16 protein-coding genes are annotated in these 17,835 nt (G+C 71.2%); 8 read left to right on the forward strand and 8 right to left on the reverse strand.

Going from position 1 to position 17,835, the window contains the following annotated elements; all coding sequences use genetic code 11:
- Positions 1-43: 43 nt before the first annotated feature.
- From rfbB to OG439_RS28290, 8 genes are all read right to left on the reverse strand, one after another.
- On the reverse strand, positions 44-1,030 hold the full coding sequence (gene rfbB, locus OG439_RS28255) for a dTDP-glucose 4,6-dehydratase (protein WP_326943842.1): 987 nt from the start codon (positions 1,028-1,030) through the stop codon (positions 44-46).
- Positions 1,031-1,059: 29 nt separating this feature from the next.
- Positions 1,060-2,088, reverse strand: coding sequence for a class I SAM-dependent methyltransferase (locus tag OG439_RS28260; protein ID WP_326943843.1), 1,029 nt, complete (start codon positions 2,086-2,088; stop codon positions 1,060-1,062).
- Complete coding sequence (locus tag OG439_RS28265) at positions 2,088-3,317, reverse strand: class I SAM-dependent methyltransferase (protein ID WP_326943844.1); 1,230 nt, start codon at positions 3,315-3,317, stop codon at positions 2,088-2,090. Before OG439_RS28265 ends, OG439_RS28260 begins: the two co-directional genes overlap by 1 nt.
- 33 nt (positions 3,318-3,350) lie before the next feature.
- Entirely contained in the window at positions 3,351-4,346 is a 996-nt protein-coding gene (locus OG439_RS28270; protein WP_326943845.1) for a Gfo/Idh/MocA family protein, read from the reverse strand.
- A complete protein-coding gene (locus OG439_RS28275) occupies positions 4,343-5,011 on the reverse strand; it encodes a dTDP-4-dehydrorhamnose 3,5-epimerase family protein (RefSeq protein ID WP_326943846.1) in 669 nt (222 codons plus the stop codon). The genes OG439_RS28270 and OG439_RS28275 overlap by 4 nt, the downstream gene beginning before the upstream one ends.
- A gap of 49 nt (positions 5,012-5,060) precedes the next feature.
- Positions 5,061-6,173, reverse strand: a complete 1,113-nt coding sequence (locus tag OG439_RS28280; protein ID WP_326943847.1) for a nucleotide disphospho-sugar-binding domain-containing protein — start codon at positions 6,171-6,173, stop codon at positions 5,061-5,063.
- A 99-nt stretch (positions 6,174-6,272) separates the two neighbouring features.
- A complete protein-coding gene (locus OG439_RS28285) occupies positions 6,273-7,679 on the reverse strand; it encodes an NDP-hexose 2,3-dehydratase family protein (RefSeq protein WP_326943848.1) in 1,407 nt (468 codons plus the stop codon).
- A gap of 36 nt (positions 7,680-7,715) precedes the next feature.
- Positions 7,716-8,825, reverse strand: coding sequence for a DegT/DnrJ/EryC1/StrS family aminotransferase (locus OG439_RS28290; RefSeq protein ID WP_247056471.1), 1,110 nt, complete (start codon positions 8,823-8,825; stop codon positions 7,716-7,718).
- Between the two features lie 398 nt (positions 8,826-9,223).
- Here OG439_RS28290 and OG439_RS28295 point away from each other — a divergent pair, with 398 nt between their 5' ends.
- From OG439_RS28295 to OG439_RS28330, 8 genes are all read left to right on the forward strand, one after another.
- Positions 9,224-9,574, forward strand: coding sequence for a hypothetical protein (locus OG439_RS28295; RefSeq protein WP_326943849.1), 351 nt, complete (start codon positions 9,224-9,226; stop codon positions 9,572-9,574).
- 144 nt (positions 9,575-9,718) lie between these two features.
- A complete protein-coding gene (locus tag OG439_RS28300; RefSeq protein ID WP_326943850.1) occupies positions 9,719-10,258 on the forward strand; it encodes a PH domain-containing protein in 540 nt (179 codons plus the stop codon).
- The gene (locus OG439_RS28305; protein WP_326943851.1) at positions 10,255-11,811 is read left to right on the forward strand and encodes a PH domain-containing protein; all 1,557 of its coding nucleotides are present in this window, start codon (positions 10,255-10,257) and stop codon (positions 11,809-11,811) included. Before OG439_RS28300 ends, OG439_RS28305 begins: the two co-directional genes overlap by 4 nt.
- 28 nt (positions 11,812-11,839) lie before the next feature.
- Positions 11,840-12,823 (forward strand): aldo/keto reductase, encoded by a 984-nt coding sequence (locus tag OG439_RS28310; protein WP_326943852.1) that lies wholly within the window; start codon positions 11,840-11,842, stop codon positions 12,821-12,823.
- 124 nt (positions 12,824-12,947) lie between these two features.
- The gene (locus OG439_RS28315; protein WP_326943853.1) at positions 12,948-13,952 is read left to right on the forward strand and encodes an NAD-dependent epimerase/dehydratase family protein; all 1,005 of its coding nucleotides are present in this window, start codon (positions 12,948-12,950) and stop codon (positions 13,950-13,952) included.
- 10 nt (positions 13,953-13,962) lie between these two features.
- Positions 13,963-15,234, forward strand: coding sequence for an activator-dependent family glycosyltransferase (locus tag OG439_RS28320; protein ID WP_326943854.1), 1,272 nt, complete (start codon positions 13,963-13,965; stop codon positions 15,232-15,234).
- A 68-nt stretch (positions 15,235-15,302) separates the two neighbouring features.
- Positions 15,303-16,541, forward strand: a complete 1,239-nt coding sequence (locus tag OG439_RS28325; RefSeq protein WP_326943855.1) for an activator-dependent family glycosyltransferase — start codon at positions 15,303-15,305, stop codon at positions 16,539-16,541.
- The gene (locus tag OG439_RS28330) at positions 16,538-17,773 is read left to right on the forward strand and encodes an activator-dependent family glycosyltransferase (protein WP_326943856.1); all 1,236 of its coding nucleotides are present in this window, start codon (positions 16,538-16,540) and stop codon (positions 17,771-17,773) included. The genes OG439_RS28325 and OG439_RS28330 overlap by 4 nt, the downstream gene beginning before the upstream one ends.
- The last annotated feature ends 62 nt before the right edge of the window (positions 17,774-17,835 follow it).

The raw sequence follows: 17,835 nt of genomic DNA on the forward strand, positions 1-17,835 counted from the left end.
CGACCGAAGAGGCCAACATAGCCGACCCCGGCCCGAAACGTCTTCACCTTTCGGCGGCTCGTTCCTTCAACGGCTCCCACCAGGACCGGTTCGCGGTGTACCAGGCCACCGTCGCGGCCAGGCCGTCGTCGAACTTCACCTGCGGCGCGTACCCCAGCTCGGCGCTGATCTTCGAGATGTCCACGGAGTACCGCCGGTCGTGGCCCTTGCGGTCCTCCACCCGGCGGACGCGGTCCCAGCCCACGCCGGCCGCGTCCAGCAGCCGGCCGGTCAGGTCCAGGTTGCTCAGCTCGGTCCCGCCGCCGATGTTGTACACCTCGCCCGGCCGGCCCGCCTCGGCGACGAGCTGGATGCCCTGGCAGTGGTCGTCGACGTGCAGCCAGTCGCGCACGTTCAGGCCGTCGCCGTAGAGCGGCACCTGCTCGCCGTCTAGGAGGTTGGTGACGAACAGCGGGACGACCTTCTCCGGGAACTGGTACGGCCCGTAGTTGTTCGAGCACCGCGTCACGCACACCGGCAGGCCGTGCGTGCGGAAGTACGCCCGGGCCAGCAGGTCCGACGACGCCTTCGCCGCCGAGTACGGCGAGTTCGGCTCCAGCGGGTGCGTTTCGGGCCAGGAGCCGTCGTCGATCGAGCCGTACACCTCGTCGGTGGACACGTGCACGAACTTGCCGGTCCCGGCGCGCAACGCCGCTTCGAGCAGCGTGTGCGTGCCGAGGACGTTCGTCAGCACGAAGTCGCCCGACCCGGCGATCGACCGGTCCACATGGGACTCCGCGGCGAAGTGCACCACGAGGTCGACGCCGCGCATCACGTCCGCCACGACCGCGGCGTCGCAGATGTCGCCTTCGACGAACCTCAGCCGCTCGCTGCCGGCCACCGGGGCGAGGTTCGCCCGGTTCCCGGCGTAGGTCAGCTTGTCGAGCACCGTCACCTCGGCGTCGGCCAGCGCGGGGTAGCCCCCGGACAGCACCCGCCGGACGTAGTTCGAGCCGATGAAACCAGCTCCGCCGGTCACCAGGACCCGCATGTCGTCCCCTCTCAGGCAAGCTCAGAAGATCAGCTCAGTTCGAAGATCACGGACGCGGCGGGCACCTCGACCGGCCGGGCGCGCAGCAGGCGCCAGCCGCTCTCGGCGAACACGCCGTCCCACTGCGAGAGCGTCGGCAGGTCGACGCCCATCAGGTCGTGCGCGGTCTCGAACCCCAGGGTGAACACGGGCTTCTCGCGGTCCGGCACGCCTTCGACGCGCGCGGTGTCGCCGAGCAGGAACCGGCGTGCGTCCGGGAACGCCTCGCGCAGCATCCGCAGGGTCGCCACGCAGCGCTCCCGCGGCCAGAAGTCGTGGCCCATCATGAAGCACGTCAGCAGTTCGACGCCTTCGAAGCGCGGTGACGGCCCCAGCGCGCGGACGTCCGCCTCGACGAACTCGAAGCCCAGTCCCTCGGCTTCGGTGTTCGACGCCGCCGAGCGCAGCACCGCCGGGGCGATGTCGACGCCGACGCCCCGCACGCCCGGGAACCGGCGGGCCAGGTCGATGAGCCGGCCGCCGCTGCCGCAGCCGAGGTCGGCCACCTTGGTCACCGGGAAGTCCAGGTCCGCCAGGGCGTCGGCGAACACCGGGTCGAACGCCTGCCGGTTGATGTCCCGGCAGGCGAACCCGATGGCCGCCGCGTCGCGCCGGAAGAAGTCGCCGGTGCGCTCGGTGTTGCGCACGATCCGCGGCATGTTCGCGAACAGCTCGCCGCAGCCGATGGTGAGCCAGTGGAAGAACGCCTTGGCCCGGTACACCTCGGCGAACTCCGGGCCGGCCACGACGGCGTCCCCCTCGCGCACCACGATGCCGACCGAGGCCAGCGCCGCGAACACGCTCCGGATCGACGGCTCGTGCAGGTCCCGGCGCGCGCAGAACTCCGGCACGTCCAGGGTGCCGCCGCCGTCGAGCGCGTCGAGGGCGCCGGCCTCCCAGGCCGTGGCGACGGCGAACGCCGCCACGGCCGAGTTGAAGATGCCCGCCGCGCCGCCCGGGATCGGCTCCGGCGCCCAGTCGCCGATCCAGGAGAGCGGGAACGTCGTGGTCTCGGTCATCAGACCAGCCGGACCGTCGGCACGTAGAGGATCCACTGGCCGCCGGCGTCGCGGAACGCCTGCTCCTTGGCCATGATCTCGTCGGCGTGGTTCCACGCGAACAGCAGCGCGTAGTCGGGGTAGGGGTCCGAGAACGCGGCGGCCGGCTTCACCGGGATGTGCGTGCCCGGGGTGAGCCGGTTCTGCTTGGCCGGCGTGGTGTCGCAGACGAACTCGACGAGGTCCGGGCCGAGGCCGCACAGGTTGGCGATGGTCGCGCTCTTCGCCGTGGCGCCGTAGGCGACGACGCGCTTGCCCTCGTCCTTCGCCTTGCGCAGCAGGGTGACGAGGTCTTCCTTGACCTGCAGCACCTTCGCGCCGAACGCTTCCAGCGTCGCCCGCTCGTGCAGCCCGGCGGCCTGCTCCTCGGCGAGCAGCTCGCGGACGGCGTCCGACGGCGTCCGGGACCCGGCCGGCGCCAGCGTGTAGCGCACCTCGCCGCCGTGGACGTCGAGGCGCTGCGCGTCGACGAGCTCGAGGCCATGGCGCTGGGCCATCTGCTGCACCGAGCGCAGGGTGAAGAAGTAGAAGTGCTCGTCGTAGATCTGGTCGAACGACGTGCGCCGCACGATCTCGCCCAGGTACGGGTCCTCGAAGACGAACACGCCGGTCGGCTTGAGCAGCGCCTTGACGCCGTCGAGGATCGAGTCCATGTACGGGATGTGGCACAGGGTGTTGGCCGCGTAGATGACGTCGGCCGGGCCGTCCTCGGCGAGGATCTCGCGCGCGGTCGACTCCTCGAAGAACGACTTGCGCACGCGCACGCCCTTCGACGCCGCGACGTCGGCGACGCCACCGGAGGGCTCGACGCCCAGGTGCCGGATGCCGGAGTCGGCCAGGGTCTTGAGCATGATGCCGTCGTTGCAGCCCATCTCGACGGCGAACGGGTCGTCGCCGGTGAGCTCGGTGGCGATCAGGTGCTTGGCGAGGTCCTCGAAATGCCCGCGCATCACCACGGAACCCGAGGAGTAGTACGGGTACTCCTCGTGGAACATCGCCTCGCGGGGCACCTCTTCCATCAGCTGCACCATCGTGCACCCGCCGCACAGGCCGACGGCGAGGCGGAAGAAGAACTCCTTCTCCGGGTCCGCGCCGGGCGCGACGAAGGCGTCGGAAAGCGGCTGGCGCCCGAAGTCGAAGAACTCTTCGACCGTGCCGCCGCAGATCCGGCATTCGGCTGTGTTCGACATGCTCACAATCTCCCTCTTGGGTATGGGAAAGTTTCAGATCCAGACGTTGCGGGCGACCCGCTGCACCTGCTCGATCAGGGCGGCCTGCTCGAGCGTCCCGTCGTGCTCCTCCCGCAGCGGCGCCTTGGTGACGACCGCTTCGACGAAGGCCCGGATCGCCCCGGCGAACTGGTGGTCGGCCGCCAGCACCACCTCTTCGCGGTGGTCCTGCCGTTCGATCCGCAGCACCGGCCGGTGCGTCTCCGGCAGGGTGAACGCCCAGTCCACCGTCAGCCGCCCGGTGCTGCCGGACAGGGCGTAGCTGTTCCGGTAGGAGTGCTCCATGCCGAAGGTCAGCTGGGCCGGCACGCCTTCGGGTGACGCGAGCAGCACGCTGCCCGACATCACGACGTCGAGCGCGCGGTCGCGGCGGAACACCGCGCCCTCCACCGACAGGTCCCGGCCGAGCAGGTGCTGCGCCGCGCGGATCGGGTAGCCGCCGAAGTCGAGGAACGCGCCACCGCCGACGTCCGCCTGGTAGCGGATGTCCCCCGGCGGCTTCGGCGGGATCGTGAACGCGCTGTGGAAACCGCGCAGGTCCCCGATCGCGCCGTCGGCGAGCAGCTTGCGCACCGCCGCGTGCTGAGAGTGGTAGAGGAACATGTAGTTCTCGAGCAGCACCAGGCCGCGCTCGCGGGCGAGGTCGAGCAGCCGGGCCGACTCCTTGTAGCCGTCGGACATCGGCTTCTCCACCAGCACGTGCTTGCCGGCGTCGAGGCACCGTTCGATCCACTCCGCGTGCAGCATCAGCGGCAGCGGGATGTAGACGGCGTCGACGTCCTCGCGCTCGGCCACCGCCTGGTAGCCGGCGTACGGCGTGCCGCCGAAGCGGTCGGTGAACGTCCGGGCCCGATCGCCGTCGCGGCTGGCGATCGCGACGACGTCGATCGCCGGGTCGGTCTCCATCGCCGGCAGCGTCCGCCGCCAGGCGATGTCCGCGCAGCCGATCACCCCGAAGCGCAGCCGCTGGGCCGGTTGGTAGCTCGTCATCGGCAGAAGCTCCGCTGCTCGTCGGGAAGTGGGGAGGTCGGCCGGCTCGCCGGCGTCGCGGCGGCGCCCGCCCCCAGTGCCGCGTAGTGCGCGAGGCACTCCTCGTAGGTCGGCAGCAGCCCTTCGGACTCCGCCTCCTTGAGGCCGACGCCGTTCGCGTCCTTTTCGGACATGATCGGCGGCCCGGTCAGCTCCCACGGGATGCCGATGTCCGGGTCCATGGGGTTGAGCACGAGCATGGTGCCCGGCACGTAGTTCTGCGAGCACAGGTAGTTCATGCACGCGTCGTCGGTCAGGGCGTGGAAGGCGTGGCCCAGGCCGTCGGCCAGGTAGACCGCCGTGCCGGAGTCCTCGTCCTGGTAGGTGACGTCGAAGACGCCGAACGTCGGCGAACCGACGCGCAGGTCCACCACGACGTCCATCACCGCGCCGCGCACGCACGTGACCAGCTTCGCCTGGCCCGGTGGCAGCGTCGTGCCGTGGATGCCGCGCACGGTGTCGCGGCGGCTCGTGGAGTAGTTCACCTGGTTGACCACGAACGGGTAGCCGATCAGGTCCGAGAGCGCGTCCGCGCGGAACGCCTCGTGGAACCGGCCCCGCTGGTCCGGGAACTGCTCCGGGAACAGCCTGAAGGCATTCGGGACCTTGGTCTCTTCGATCCGCATTCCGCCCGGCATAGCTACCAGCTCCCCAATTCGTCCCAGAAAGAGTTCGTCATGCCGCGACCAGTTTCTCCAGCAGGCCCACGACTTCCGCGGGCGAGCGCTGGGCCCGGACCGCGGCGGCGGCGCGCACCGCGCCGGTGGTGAAGGCGGGTTCGTCCAGCAGCGCGCGGCACCGCTCGGCCACCCGCTCCGGCGACACCTCGTCCAGCGAGAGCTGCAGGCCCGCGCCGCTCGCGGCCACGGCCGCGGCGTTGTCGAACTGGTCGTCGAACTGCGGGAGCACCAGCTGCGGGCAGCCGGCCTCCAGCGCGGTGAGCACGGTGCCCTGGCCACCGTGGTTGACCATGGCCTCGCAGGCCGGCAGCACCTGGGCGAGCGGGAGCCGCCCGGCGCGGTCGGCCGCGGCGGCCAGCTCGGGCCAGTCCGCCAGCACGTCGTCGGCGGCGGCCACCACCAGCTCGACGTCGAGCTCCTTGAGCAGTTTCAGCATCGGTGCCACGGTTTCGCGCAGCCCGAGGGCGGCCATCCCGGGCAGCACGGTGCCGAAGGTGACGCACACCCGCGGCCGCTCGCGCGGCTCGAACGCCCAGTCCGGCAGGTGGACGTCGCCGTTGAACGACCCGCCCCGGACGCCTTCGTGGCCGGCGGCGTGCGGCAGCCGCATCCCCGGTGGCCACGGGTCGAGCGTGGCGACCGGGTCCGGCGGTGCCGCGGCGAGCTCGATCGCCGCCGCCCGGCCGTACTCGGTCAGCGGGGCGACACCCCAGTGGTAGGCGACGACCGGGACGTCGCCGGCCGCGGCCGCCAGCGGGCCGGCGAACTCCGCCCGCTCGCTGACGACGAGGTCGGGCCGCCACGCGTCCACCAGCTTGCGCGCGCCGGGCAGGCAGGCCCGGGCGATCTGCCCGAACGCGTGCCCGTGCTCGGCGCGGCGCAGCACGGTGCTCTCGGCGGTCACCGGCGGTTCGCCGCCGACCAGCTCGACGAAGTCGGGCGCGGCACCCCAGGACGTGACCGGCAGCCCGCACCGGAGCACGACCGGCGCGAACGCCTCGGTCGTGGCGACCAGGACCTCGTGCCCGGCCGCCCGGGCCGCCCAGGCGAGCGGCACGAGGGGGAACAGATGGCCGCGCAACGGCGCGGTCGTGAACAGCAATCGCACGCGAACTTCCTTTCCCGGTGCGGTTTCCGGCCAGGCGGCACTTTCACGTGAAAGTGCCGCTCCCAGGTGGGCACTTTCACGTGAAAGTGCCGCCTCGGGTCAGCAGAGGCTGTGGATGCAGGCCAGCAGGCTGCGGGCCTCGATGTTCAGGTAGTGCCCGTGGCGCAGCAGGTCGATCAGCTGGCGCACGGTCATCCAGCAGTAGTTCGGCGGCACCTCGACCGGGAACTCCTCACCCACCTCGATCAGCTGGTAGCGGGTCAGCGCGTGGTAGAACCGGCCGCCCTCCTCCGAGAGCTTCTGGTCGTAGTGCGTCTTGACCCCGCCGACCTCGAGCACGTCCCGCAGGAACGGCTCCTTGATCGACGACGCGTCCTGGCCGGGCAGCAGGTGCACGGTGGGCGCCATCTCGACCATGTCCATCAGGCCGTACTCCGGCCGGGCCTGCACCAGCAGGTGCAGCACGCCGCGGACGCGCCGGGCGAGGAAGGCGGCATGCCCCTCCCCCCTGGGGTGGAGGAGGGGCTGCCGCCAGGCCTTGACCTCCCGGGTGCCCGCCTCGACCCGCACGCCGATGATGCGGAAGTTGGCCGCCGCGTCGTCGGCGATCTCCTCGTCGTCGCGGTGCCAGCCCGTCGTCGCCGACAGCGGCGTCAGCCGGGCGGACCAGTCGCAGCGCGTCTTGGCCTCGGTGAACCAGCTGAGGATGTCCCCCGCGGTGTGCAGGGCCGGGCCCGGCGCGTCCTCGGCGGCGTACTGGTAGGAGCGCACGAGCGCGTCCCGGAAGTCCTCGCCGGTCGCGCCGTCGCCGTCCGGGAGGGCGAACGGGATGCACGAGAGCACCGTGCGGGCGTCCATGTTCACCAGGTTGTCCCGGTGGGACAGCTCGCCGATCTGGGCCAGGCTCAGCCAGCAGTAGTCCTCGTGCAGCTCGACGTCGCCGGTGACCAGCACGACCATGTTGCGGTTGCGCTTGCGCCAGAACCACGCGCCCTGCTCCGACTGCAGCACGTCCACCAGCACCTGGCCGCGGCCGGCGCCGACGAAGTACTCCAGGTAGCGCGTGGTCGCGCCGCGGTGCACCTGCGTGTAGTTGCTGCGCGTGGCCTGCACCGTCGGCGACAGCTGGAGCGTGTTGACGTTGCCCGGCTCCATCTTGGCCTGCATCAGGCAGTGCAGCACGCCGTCGAACTCCTTGACGACGATGCCGAGGATGCCGATCTCGGGCTGGTTGATGATGGGCTGGGACCACGTCGGGACGCCGCCTTCGCGCACCTGCAGGCCTTCGATGGTGAAGAAGCGCCCGCTCTTGTGCCCGAGGTTCCCGGTGCCGGCCTCGAACGCCCAGTCACCGAGCTCGGCGAACGGGATGCGGTCGACGGCGAAGTGCCCGGCCGCCGTCCGCTCGGCCCACCAGTCGTGGAACTCCACCATGGACATCATGCTGCCGCCGGTGGTTCCGGGCCCGGGGTTGAGTTCCCGGTGCAGCACCGCGAGTCGCTTCATGCTCGTGCTCTCCTGTCTGTCGGACCACCGGGTGGGTCAGAGCTTCGCCAGCACCGCCCGCACCTTTTCCACGACCCGTTCCTGGTCCACGTCGGACAGCGAGGCGTACATCGGCAGCGAGAAGATCTCGTGGGCCGCCGCCTCGGTCTCGGGCAGCGAACCTTCGCGGTAGCCGAGCTTCGCGAAGCCGGACTGCGTGTGCACCGGCCACGGGTAGCTGATGTTCAGCTCGATGCCCTCGGGCTTGAGCGCTTCGATGATCTTGTCCCGCAACGGGTGCCGCGCCACGTAGACGTAGTAGACGTGGTCGTTGCCCGGGGCGAGCGCCGGCGTCACGAGGTCGGTGCCGGCGAACGCCTCGGCGTAGCGCTCGGCGATGAGCCGGCGGCGGACGAGGTAGTCGTCGAGCCGGGTCAGCTTGCGGCGCAGGATCTCCGCCTGCACCTCGTCGAGCCGGCTGTTGTACCCCGGCGTGGAGACGACGTAGTAGACCTTCTCCATGCCGTAGTAGCGCAGCCGCCGCAGGTTCGCCTCGACCTCGGCGTCCGACGTGATCGTCGCGCCGCCGTCACCGTAGGCGCCGAGCACCTTGGTGGGGTAGAAGGAGAAGGCCGCGGCCTTGCCCATCGACCCGGCGATCTTCCCGTGGTGGCGGGCGCCGTGCGCCTGCGCGCAGTCTTCCAGGATCGGCAGGCCGTGCTCGGCCGCGATCGCTTCCAGCGGTGCCATGTCGACGCACTGGCCGTACAGGTGCACCGGCAGCAGGCAGCGCGTGCGCTCGGTGATCGCCGCCTCGACCTGCTCGACGTTCATCAGGTACGTGCCGGGGTGGACGTCGACGAACACCGGCACGGCGCCGATCTGGTCGATCGCCAGCACGGTCGGCGCCGCGGTGTTGGACACCGTGATCACCTCGTCGCCGGCCCCGACGCCGAGGGCGCGCAGGCCGAGGACGATGGCGTTGGTGCCGTTGTCGACGCCGACGCAGTGCTCGACGCCGTGGTAGGCGGCGAACTCCTCTTCGAACGCCTTCACGCTCGGGCCGAGCACGAGCTTGCCGGAGCGGAAGACCGTGTCGACGGCGTCGAGAATGTCGTCCCGTTCTTTCTCGTACTCCGGCAAATAACCCCAGACATATTGAGCCATCAGGGCGGGTCACCTCCAGGGGATCGGCCGTGGCACGACCGGACAGGGCTCGTACGACGCGGGCGAATTCCCGGTGAACTTCCGGGACGCCGCAACACATGGGCTATTCGACGCGACGCCTATTCGTTTTGCTGCCCAGCGCCGCCGGAGTCATGGAAGCACACTTCCGCTCGGCTGTCACAGCCTTGCCGGCCATCATTCGACGCGCATTGACCGGCCCGTCCCGCCGGCGGGACAACGGCCGCCACGGTGTTGTTGACCGGGGCCGGAGTGCTGGCTAACCTCGGCCGGGTTCCGGCTGCCGACTGGGGGCATTCGCCCGGAGCGCGTCACCCCGCATCAGGGGAAGGATTCGCCGCGCGGCCACACGGACGATTAAGCGGAAGGGCTGAATTGTCATGTCAGAGAACGCCACGAAAGTCGACCTCACCAATGTCGACGACGTCGAGGAGATGGTCCGGGAGATCGCCCGGATGATCTGCGCCGAGCAGCCCGACATGCCCGAGCCGGAGAGCCTGCGCGACCTCGACTCGTTTTCCGTGGTGCAGGTGCTGCTCGAGGTCGAGAACACGACCGACCGCAAGCTGCTGGAGAAGTTCGAGGACTTCACCGAGGGCGAGGAGTTCCGCGACCTGGCCGCCTACATCGTGAAGATCGTCGCCGAGGAGGACGCGGCCCCGGCCGAAACCCCGGCTCCCACAGCCGAAACGGCGGCCCCCGACGCCGCCGCTCCGGACGCCCCGGCCTAGGGCTCGTGAGTGGCAATGAGGGTTAGAACCCTCTTTACCACTCACGACCGGCCGCGGCAGACGCCGGTGTGCGGGCGCCCCGGGTCCGCACACCGGGTCCCGCCGGCGAGACACGGTTCTCCTCACAGATCGGACGCTCAGCCGATGGACCACTCCACCACGGATTCTTCACGGCCCGTGCTCCCGGTCCGGCCCGAACCCCTCGCCGTCCGGCCGCCGCGGCACCGGCTCGCGCGCCGCTTCATCCTGTGGCGCACGCTGAACACGCTGTTCTGGGCGATCGGCGTGCTCGGCGTGTTCGTCACGCTCCACATCATCTTCGCCGGCATCCGCACCTGGCTGGACCCGATCACCTGGGGCGTCGGCGCGATCTTCGCGGCGAACTTCCTGTTCATGCCGACCTACCGCTACCTGGTGCACCGCTGGGAGACGACCGACGAGGCCGTGTACTCCCTCAGCGGCTGGATCACCCGGGAGTGGCGGATCGTCCCGGTGTCCCGGATCCAAAGCATCGACACCGTGCAGGGCCCGATCGAGCAGCTGCTCGGCCTCTCGACCATCAAGGTCACAACGGCCTCGCACGAGGGGCACGTGAAGATCGAAGGCCTGGAGACGCCGATCGCCGAGGAGGCGGTCCGCCGGCTCAACGAGATCGCCCAGGCCACGCCCGGGGACGCGACGTGACGGCGGAAACGACGGCCGAGCCCGTGTCTCCCGCGTCGGCCGAAGAGAGCGAACTTCCCTGGCTGCGCTTGGACATCAAGCTCTTCTACGTCAACGCGGCCAAGTTCACGATCTCCTTCGCCATCAGCATCACGAGCTACTTCCTCTACGACTCGGGCCCGGTCTGGCCGCTGCTGGTCGTCAGCGGCATCAGCGCGCTGATGACCCTGCGGGACCTGTGGCGCTGGCTGTTCACCCGCTACCGCGTCACGCCCGAACGCGTCGAGCGCCGCACCGGCCTGCTGGTCCGCGAGGAGCGGCACGTCGGACGCGACCGCATCCGCAGCGTCAGCAGCAGCGCGAAACTGCGGCACCGCTTGGTGAAGCTGCGCGTCGTCCACATCGGATCGGGTGAGGGCAAGCACTTCTCACCCGCGTTCAAGCTCGACGCGCTGTCGAAGGAGACGGCCGCCCAGCTGCGGCGCGACCTGATCCCCCGCGACGCCGAGGCGCCGGCGGAACGCGAGGTCGTCATCGCCCGGCTGCGCTGGATCTGGTTGTGGTACAACGTTTTCCACGTCTGGGCGATCCTCGCCGGGGTGCTTTTCCTCGTGTCGCTGTACTTCACGATGCAGACGTTCGCCGTCGACCTCATCGACGTCATCGCGGGCCTGATCCACTGGGCGAACCTGGGCGTCTGGCGCACGATCGGCGCGTCCGTCGTGATCACGTTCGTCCTCGGGTACTTCTCGCTCGGCCTGGACTTCGCCGCGAAGCACTGGAACTTCGAGCTGGTCCGCACGACCAGCGGCGAAGACGGCACTGAGCTGCGCACCCGGCAAGGCCTGTTCACCACCAAGACCGTGCACCGGGAGGACCGCCGGATCCGGGGGGTGCACCTGCACGAACCGCTGCTGTGGCGGTGGATGCGCCTCGCCGAGACCAAGGTGATCACGACCGGGCTCAACGCCTCGCTCAACGAGTCGGCCAACATCCTGCCGCGCACGCCGCTGCACGACGCCCGGCACGCGGCGAGCTTCGTCTTCCCGGACGGCCACCAGCCCCTCGAAGCGCCGCTGCTGCGGCACCCGGCCGGCGCGTTCCGGCGCCGGCTCTACTGGGCGACCTACGGCCCGGCGGCCGTCGCGGGCCTGCTCGCCTGGCTCGGCGCGACCGGCGTCGTGCCGGCGTCGTGGTGGCCGCTGCCGCTGCTGCTCCTGCCGCTGACCTGGGCGCTGGCCTGGGTCGCCTACCGCACGCTGGGCCACGCGCTGGTCGGCCCGTACCTGGTCGTGCGCAGCGGCGCGGCCGGGCGCTCGACGACCGTGCTGCGCACCCGCGCGGTGATCGGCTGGCGGCTGCGGCAGACGATCTTCCAGCGCCTGGGCTCGCGGATGACGATCGGCGTCCCGACCGCGGCCGGCGACCGCTACTACCGCGCGATCGACGCCGGCACCGAGCAGGCCCTCGCGTTCGTCGCCGGCGCCGACCCGGACCTCGCGCACGAATTCCTTTCCGGCACCGGGACACCCCCGGCCGACTCGCATTTCGCCCCGCGATCGGACGCTTCATGAATCGCCCTTGTGGCTATCGGAGGTGAATATGCGGCACACACGGCTCACCGAAACGCTTTCCGTCGGTGAAATCGGGCTCGGCTGCAGTTCGATGTCCTACGGTTACGGGCCCGCCCGGACCGCGCGGGACCACGAAGAGTCGGCCCGGGTGCTCCGGCACGCGGTCGACCTGGGCGTCACCGTGTTCGACACGGCCGACGTCTACGGCCCGTTCACGAACGAACAGCTGCTCGGCGAGGTGCTCGCGCCGTACCGCGCGCGGACCACGATCGCCACCAAGGTCGGCCTGATCCTGCGGCCCGACGGCACCCTGGAACGCAACGGGCGCCCCGAATACCTGCGCGAGGCCTGCGAAGGTTCGCTGCGCCGGCTGGGCGTCGACGCGATCGGCCTCTACCAGCTGCACCGCGTCGATCCCGCCGTGCCGCTGGCCGAGTCGTGGGGCGCGCTGGCCGAGCTCGTCACCGAGGGCAAGGTCCTCGGCCTCGGCATCTCGCACGCGACCGTGGAGGAGCTGGAGCAGATCCACGCGCTCTTCCCGATCGCCGCGGTGCAGTACGAGCTGTCGGTCTGGGAACGCCGGAACCTCGACGAGATCCTGCCGTGGACCTGGAAGAACGACGTCGGCTTCCTCGCCTGCTGCCCGATCGGCCGCGGTTATCTCTCCGGGCAGGTCGCCGTCGACGAGCTGGTCGACGGCGACTCGCGGCGGCGCGACCCGCGGTTCGAGGCCGGCGCGCTCACCGACAACCAGCGCATCGTCGACGGCCTGCAGCGGGTCGCCGCCCGGCACGGCGCGACCCCGGCGCAGGTGGCGATCGCCTGGCTCACCACGCACGGCGACAACGTCGTGCCGATCCCCGGCACCCGGCGGCTGCGCTGGCTGACGGAGAACGTCGGCGCGGCCGGGATCCGGCTGAGCGCGGCGGACCTGCGCGACATCGACACACTGCCCGTGGCGACCGGCGAAAAGCGCTGGGACGAACACCGCGAAGCCGTCGTGTCGAAATGATCGCGCAATTCTTTGGATACGGCGGCGAAGCTGACTTAGACTGCGGACAGCTCACCGGCCGAGACGTTCCGGCTATTCCCGGAAGAGCCATTCCACCCATTCACGCGAAACTGGAGGAGAAGCCGTGGGCGAACAGGCACGACCGCTGATCACGGTGCTCGGCTCGTCCGGGCTCCTGGGCACCGCCATCACCCGCGAACTGGCCGCCCGGCCGGTCCGCCTGCGCCTCGCCGGGCGCCGGCCGACCACGGTCCCGGCCGGGGCGCGGGCCGACATCGACGTCCGCACCACCGACCTGACCGCCGACGGTGCCGTCGCCGACGCCGTCGAAGGCGCTGACGCGGTGATCCACCTGGTCGCGCACATCGCCGGGGCCAGCACCTGGCGGGTGTCGTCGGACGACCCGGTCGCCGAGCGCGTCAACGTCGGCCTGGTGCACGACCTCGTCGCCGCCGTGAAGGACCAGCGGCCGGTGCACCCGCCGGTGGTCCTGCTGGCCGGGTCGATGTCGCAGGCCGGGCGCTCGATCTCGGGCCGGATCGACGGCACCGAGCCGGACCAGCCGCTCACCACCTACGACCGGCAGAAGCTGGACGCCGAGCACGCGATCCGCGACGCCGTCGAGACGGGCCTGCTGCGGGGCGCGTCGCTCCGGCTGGCCACGCTCTACACCCAGGGCTCCGACTCCCCCGCGCTCGACCGCGGCGTCGTCTCGGCGATGATGCGCCGCGCGTTCGCCGGCGAGGCGCTCACCATGTGGCACGACGGGACCGTGAAGCGGGACCTGGTGTGCGTCGACGACGTCGCCCGCGCCTTCCTGGCCGCGCTCGACCAGCCGGACGCCGTCGACGGCCGGCCGTGGCTGGTCGGCACCGGGCTGGCGACCAGCGTCGGCGACCTGTTCGGCGGGGTCGCGAAGGCCGTCGCCGCGCAGACCGGGCGGGAGCCGGTGCCGGTGGTGTCGGTGCCGCCGGCCGACCACTCGATGCCGACCGACCTGCTCGACTTCGTGCTCGACCCGTCGGGCTTCCGGAACGCCACCGGCTGGGCGCCGCGCGTCTCGCTGGAGCACGGCCTGGAGAACCTCGCGGCGGCGATGGCGCGCGACGCCGTCTCGTCGGGCGTCTGAGGGGCCGGCGATGCGCGTCCTGCTGGTCCTGCCCGCCGAGAAGAGCATCTTCAACTACCTGGTGCCGGTCACCTGGGCGCTGCGCACCGCCGGGCACGAGGTGCACGTGGCGAGCCTGCCGCGGTTCGCGAGCACGATCACCCAGGCCGGGCTGACGGCGGTCCCGGTCGGGCACGACCGGGACCCGTGGCGCATCACCGAAAACCGGCCCGAGGAACGCGCGGCGCTGCGGGCCGGGGTGGCCGCGCCGTACGACCTGTTCGACGTCCCCGGATCGGCCACGTGGGACTACCTGCGTGACGGGATGACCGCGGCGGTCAAGGGCTGGCACCGGCTGACGAACTTCCCGATGCTCGCCGACCTGGTCTCCTACACCCGGTACTGGGAGCCGGACCTCGTGCTGTGGGAGCCGCTCTGCTACGCCGGGGCGATCGCCGCCAAGGCGTGCGGCGCGGCGCACGGCCGGCTGCTGTTCGGCATCGACGTCTTCGGCGCCACCCGCGTCGACTACCTGCGGACGCAGGCCCGGCAGGCGCCGGCGGACCGCGTCGACCCGCTGGCCGACTGGCTCGGGAGCTACGCCCGCAAGTACGGCTTCGACGCCGGTGAGGACCTCGCCGTCGGCGACTTCACCATCGACCAGCTGCCCGCGTCGCTGAGCCTGGACGCCGGGCTCGACACCGTGCGGGTGCAGTTCGTGCCCTACGGCGGGGCCGCGGTGGTACCGGACTGGCTGAAGCGGCCCGCGGAACGTCCCCGGGTCGCGCTGACCCTCGGCCTCACCGCGACCGAGGTCTTCGGCGGCTACAACGTGCCACTGTCGGAGATCCTCTTAGGACTGTCCGAATTGGACGTCGAGGTCGTCGCGACGGTCGCCGAGGACGTGCAGCGGACGCTGCCGCCGATGCCGTCCAACGTCCGGATGGTGCCCTACGTGCCGTGGCACGCGCTCGCCCCGACGTGCGCCGCGGTGGTGCACCACGCGGGCGCGGCAACCTTGGCGACGACCGCGCGGCACCCGGTGCCGCAGCTGGCCCTGCACTTCCACTTCGACCAGCCCTACCTCGGCCGCAAGCTCGCCGAACACGGCGCCGGCCTGGAGATCCACACGGGCGACGCGACCGGCGGAGGTGTCCGCGACGCCGTCGCGCGCCTGCTCACCGAGCAGTCCTTCAAAGCCCGCGCGGCAGACCTGCGCGACGAGATCTTCGCGCTCCCCACCCCGAACGAACTGGCCGGAACGCTCGAAGAGCTGACCGCCAAGCACCGCACGGGGTCGTGAGTGTTTAGGGCGGTTAGAACCGCCCTAAACACTCACGACCAGCCGCGGCAGACCCGGAAAGGAGCACCATGCGCGTCCTGTTCGCCACCACGCCGCAGAAGAGCGTCTTCCTGTACCTGGCGCCGATGGCGTGGGCGCTGCGCACCGCCGGCCACGAAGTGCGCTTCGCGAGCCAGCCCGCGCTGACGGACGTGATCACGCAGTCCGGCCTCACCGCGGTGCCGGTCGGGCACACCCGCAACCGCCGCCTCAACGACGTCGACGGCCGGGAAGAGGGGCGCGCCGGGCTGCCCGCGCCGTACGACGTCTTCGACGACTACGAGCGCGCCACCTGGGAGTACCTCGAGCCCGGCATGGCCGACGCGGTGCGCGGCTGGCACTGGCTGACCAACCACCCGATGGTCGGCGGGCTCGTCGAGTTCGCCCGCGCCTGGCAGCCGGACCTGATCGTCTGGGAGCCGTTCTGCTACGCCGGGCCGATCGCCGCGAAGGCGTGCGGCGCCGCCCACGCACGTCTCCTGTTCGGCGTCGACGTCTTCGGCGCGGCCCGCGAGCAGTACCGGCGGCGGCTGGCCGAGGAGCCGGGCCGCGTCGATCACCTCGGCGCGTGGCTCGGCCGGTACGCGCGGATGTACGGCGCCGAGTTCTCCGAGGACATGACGACCGGGCAGTTCACCATCGACCAGTTCCCGGCGAGCCTGCAGCCGGCGACCGAGCTGGACGTCCTGCGCACGCAGTACATCCCGTACGGCGGCCCGGCCGTGGTGCCGAGCTGGCTGAGCAAGCCGCCGGAGCGCCCGCGCGTCGCGATGACCCTGGGCCTGACCGCGACCGAGCACTTCAACGGCTACACCGTCGGCGTCCAGGAGGCCCTCGACGCGCTCGCCGACCTCGACATCGACCTGGTCGCGACCGTCGCGGAGAAGGCACAGGCGGAACTGACGCGGATCCCGGGCAACGCGCGGATCGTCTCGTACGTACCGTGGCACGCGCTGGCCCCGACGTGCTCGGTCGTCGTCCACCACGCCGGCGCGGCGACCATGGCCACGACGTCCCGGCACCCGGTGCCGCAGCTGGCCCTGCACCACCACTACGACCAGCCGTTCCTCGGCCGCAAGCTGGCCGAGCACGGCGCCGGGCTGGAGCTGCCGACCCACCGCGCGACCGGCGCGCGGATCCGCGAGAGCGTCGAACGGCTGCTGACCGAACAGTCCTTCAAGGACCGGGCCGCGGACCTGCGCGACGAGATCCTCGGGCTGCCGTCGCCGAACGCGATCGTGCCGGAGATCGAGGCGCGCGTCCGATGAGAGTCCTGCTGACGACCTACCCGGAGAAGACGTTCTTCTACCACCTGGTCCCGCTCGCCTGGGCGCTGCGCACGGCCGGGCACGAGGTGCGCGTGGCGTGCCAGCCGAAGTTCGCGCCGGTCGTCACGCAGGCCGGGCTGACCGCGGTGCCGGTCGGGTCCGACCGGAACTTCTGGCGGATCACCGAGACGCGCGCCGGCGGCACGGAGGCGATGCGCGAGGGGATCATGCCGCCCTACGACGCCTTCGACGACGTCGCCAAGCAGACCCTCGGCTACCTGCAGCCGGGCCTGACCGAGGCGGTGCGCGGCTGGCACCGGGTGAGCAACTTCCCCATCGTGGCCGACCTCGTCGAGTTCGCCCGGGCCTGGAAGCCGGACCTCGTCGTCTGGGAGCCGCTGAGCCAGGCGGGCGCGATCGCCGCGCGGGCGTGCGGCGCGGCCCACGCGCGGATGCTGTGGAGCATCGACCTCTTCGGCGGCGTCCGCGACCACTACCTGCGGCTGCGCGGCGACGAGCCGGACCCGTTCGAGGCGTGGTTCTCCGGTTACGGCCGCAAGTACGGCTTCGAGTTCGGCGAGGACATGGTCACCGGCGACTTCACCCTCGACCACCTCCCGGGCAGCCTGCAGATCGAGGCCGGCCTCCCGTACCTGCGCTTCCAGTACGTCCCCTACGGCGGCCCGGCTTGTGTGCCGGACTGGCTGCAACGGCCGGCCGAGCGCCCGCGGACCGCACTGACGATGGGCCTGAGCGCCACCGAGATCTTCGGCGGCTACCACCTTTCGCTGCCCGACGTCCTCGACGCACTGTCCGATGTGGACGTCGAAGTGGTGGCGACGGCGCAGGGCCTCGGCACGGTACCGGCGAACGTCCGGCTGGTCTCGTACGTCCCGCTGCACGCCCTCGCCCCGACGTGCGCGGCCGCCGTCCACCACGGCGGCCTCGGCACCCTCGCCACGTTCGCCCGGGCGGGCGTCCCCCAGCTGTGCGTGCCGCACCACCTGGACGAGCCGATCTTCGCCGCCGGCCTGGCCCGCGCCGGCGCCGGAATCGACCTCCGCTCACCCACGGCCGACACAATCCGCGAGAGCGTCCGTCGGCTACTCGACGACCCGTCCTTCACGCGCGGCGCGGCGAACCTCCAGTCCGAAATGGACACCTTGCCGTCGCCGAACGACATCGTCCCCGACCTGGAAGACCTCACCGCCAAGTTCCGCAGGGGGTCGTGAGTGGTAATGAGGGTTAGAACCCTCATTACCACTCACGACCAGCCACGGCAGACCCCGGAAGA

It is taken from the genome of Amycolatopsis sp. NBC_01307, from assembly GCF_035975215.1.
Taxonomy (GTDB): domain Bacteria; phylum Actinomycetota; class Actinomycetes; order Mycobacteriales; family Pseudonocardiaceae; genus Amycolatopsis.